The sequence below is a fragment of the Zooshikella harenae genome (genome assembly GCF_018837975.1).
Lineage (GTDB): Bacteria > Pseudomonadota > Gammaproteobacteria > Pseudomonadales > Zooshikellaceae > Zooshikella > Zooshikella harenae.
Map to the genome: position 1 here is coordinate 1 of NZ_JAGSOY010000185.1, position 2564 is coordinate 2564.

General features: G+C 44.1%; 3 protein-coding genes. All 3 read left to right on the forward strand.

Going from position 1 to position 2564, the window contains the following annotated elements:
- Positions 1-328: phage major tail tube protein (locus tag KCG35_RS24550; protein WP_215822489.1), on the forward strand; the 328-nt coding region annotated here is incomplete at its 5' end.
- Positions 329-383: 55 nt separating this feature from the next.
- Entirely contained in the window at positions 384-632 is a 249-nt protein-coding gene (locus KCG35_RS24555) for a phage tail assembly protein (RefSeq protein WP_215822490.1), read from the forward strand.
- Positions 633-764: 132 nt separating this feature from the next.
- The coding region (locus tag KCG35_RS24560) for a phage tail tape measure protein (protein WP_215822491.1) at positions 765-2564 on the forward strand (1800 nt) is incomplete at its 3' end.

A 2564-nucleotide genomic window follows, 5' to 3' on the forward strand; every position in this document is an offset into this window, starting at 1 on the left:
TAAGGACATGAATACCACCGTGTTGGAAAACTTTGGCTTACAACAGGGTAATGATGGCTTACCCGTAAAAATTAAAGGGGGGTTACAAAAAGGCAATAGCCATGAGGTGAAACCGTTTGAAGTGATCGGTACCGGTTTAGTGAGTGAAGTGGATATGGGTTCGTTAAAACCCGGCGAAATGAGCACCATGAGTGCCACCTTGAAGCTCCATTACTACAAGTTAAGTATTGATAACAGCGTGAAAGCGGAAATTGATTTAATCAATATGAAGCGAGTGATTAACGGGGTGGATCAATTAAAACAAATGCGCGATGCATTGGGTATTTAATACCTATTTTATATCTTTATTTTTTTCTTTATTAAATTATTTAACAGGTAAAACCATGAGTCAAATATACACATTAGAGTATCCCATCAACGTCAATGGTGAAGTTGTTTCAGAAATTAAATTACGCCGACCTACCGTCAAAGATATGAAAAACACAGAAAAACAAGGCGGCGGGGATTTTGAGCAAGCCATTGCCTTAATTGCCAGTTTATCCGGCATAAGTCAGCAGGATATTGAAAATATCGACGGGGCTGATTTTAAAAAAATCAATAATTTGGTGGTGGATAAATTTTTTCGTCATTAATTATCGTTACTGTCAAACCATCGTCTTTGCCTTAGCCGCCCGCCTCCCTGGAACCCCACTGTCTGAATTTATCAACATGCCACTGGATGAATTAGTGGACTGGTTGCATGCTGCCCCCAAAGAGCCAACCCTATGAGTAAACTTGCCTTAAATATTGCGATTGGTGCGTTTTTAGATAAATCACTGGGTAAATCCATTAAGAAAAGCCAGTCGTCAGCAGCCAGACTGGGGCGAGCCTACCGGGAAACCAATAAGCAGTTAGCTGCTATCCGTGAGGTCAATCGTTATCAAAATAGACTCAGAGAATTACGCCAACAACAAACCCTGCTTGGGTACTCTTCAAGCAGCCTGGCTAGTGAAATCGCATCCGTTGAAAGTCAGTTTGCAACTGCGCAACAGGCGGCCGCTCAATTAGGAGTAGAAGTTGGAAATCTTGCGGCTGAACAACAGCAACTAGAAGCTACCAGCCATTGGCAAGGCTTTGCAATCGGACTCAATGAGCATTGGAGTGAATTTGCCGAGACCGTATCAACCGTCGTTCAGTCACTGACGGTCATGAGCGGGGCTATTTCAGGGGTCATGACAGCAACCAACGCATTAACCGCTGAACAGCTTGGGCTTGCCCAGTCCTACGGCATGACCATTGAGCAATTCCAAGCCTGGGGTGGCTTGGCAGCCCAGGCAGGACTCAATGCTGAAAATACCGGTGATTTAGTTGAAGAACTCACGAACAAAGTGGGTGAATTTAAAGCGCTGGGTGAACAGTCGGCACTGAGCGAGGTTTTTGATTCTCTAGGGATGGATCAATTCTTTCTGGAGGGAATGAGTTCAGTAGAGCAGTTTGAGTTCATTATGCAACGGTTAATGAGCCTCAAAGATGATCAAGCCGCGGCAAGCTTGGCTGATATGTTAATGGGCGGCGAAGGCAATAAAATCATCACTTATCTACGCAACAGCGGACAATCGCTCGATCAGGTATTGGCAACGCAAAACCGTTTTAATCAGCTCTCCACAAAAGGCGCTCAAGGTGCTACTGCTTATCACCGCTCAATCACCCAGCTTTTTAACACATTTAAAAGTGCCTGGGCGGAGATTTCAGGGGTTGTCGGTGGTGAATTAGCGCCTAGTATTAGTAGCTGGTCTGAATCAGCGGCTAATTTTGCACGTCAGAATAAAACCCAGTTAATTAAAGGTCTTAAACTAACGATATCGGTGATTAAAGGCTTTGGTAGTGCCATTTGGACCGCGATTAAGGGTGTTAAATTAATCGTTAATCAAGTCGCTGAATGGGCTGGCGGCTTTGAGAATTTAGCCCGTATTGGTGGTGTGGTGTTAGGGACTTTACTGGGCGTCAAACTACTTACGGGCGTGGTGGCGGTGTATGGTGGTATTTCAGCATTAATTACCGCGGCGGGTGGATTATCGGCTGTACTGCCCGCGGTTGCCGTGGGTATCAAAGCCATTGGCACCGCGATAATGGCGAATCCCATTGGTTTAGCGATAAAAGCGATTGCGTTAGGTGCTTCAATATTAATTATGTATTGGGAGCCTATTAGTAGCTTTTTTTTAGAATTATGGGCCAGCGTAAAACAACCCTTTGTCCAATTTTGGGACTGGGCTAAAAACGTCTTTTTTAGTTATTCACCTATTGGCATTCTCATTAAAAAATGGGAACCGATATCCGGCTTTTTTAGTGAAACCTGGGACAACATCAAGGGTAAGTTTTTGGGGGCTTGGGATCTCATTAAAGGTATTTTTAACAAATCCCCCATTGGTATGCTGCTCAAACACTGGAAGCCAGGCTTTGAATGGCTAGCGTCCAAATTCAGTTGGATTAAGGACGTTATTAGTCGTGTGTTTAACTGGTTTGGCGATGATGAGGACGAAGATGACAACGATAAAAAGAAAGCAAAACCTCAACGTAAACCATCA

Bases quoted from the DNA above. Each gene is read 5' to 3' on its own strand.
- KCG35_RS24555 (WP_215822490.1), top strand. From the start codon at position 384: ATGAGTCAAATATACACATTAGAGTATCCCATCAACGTCAATGGTGAA.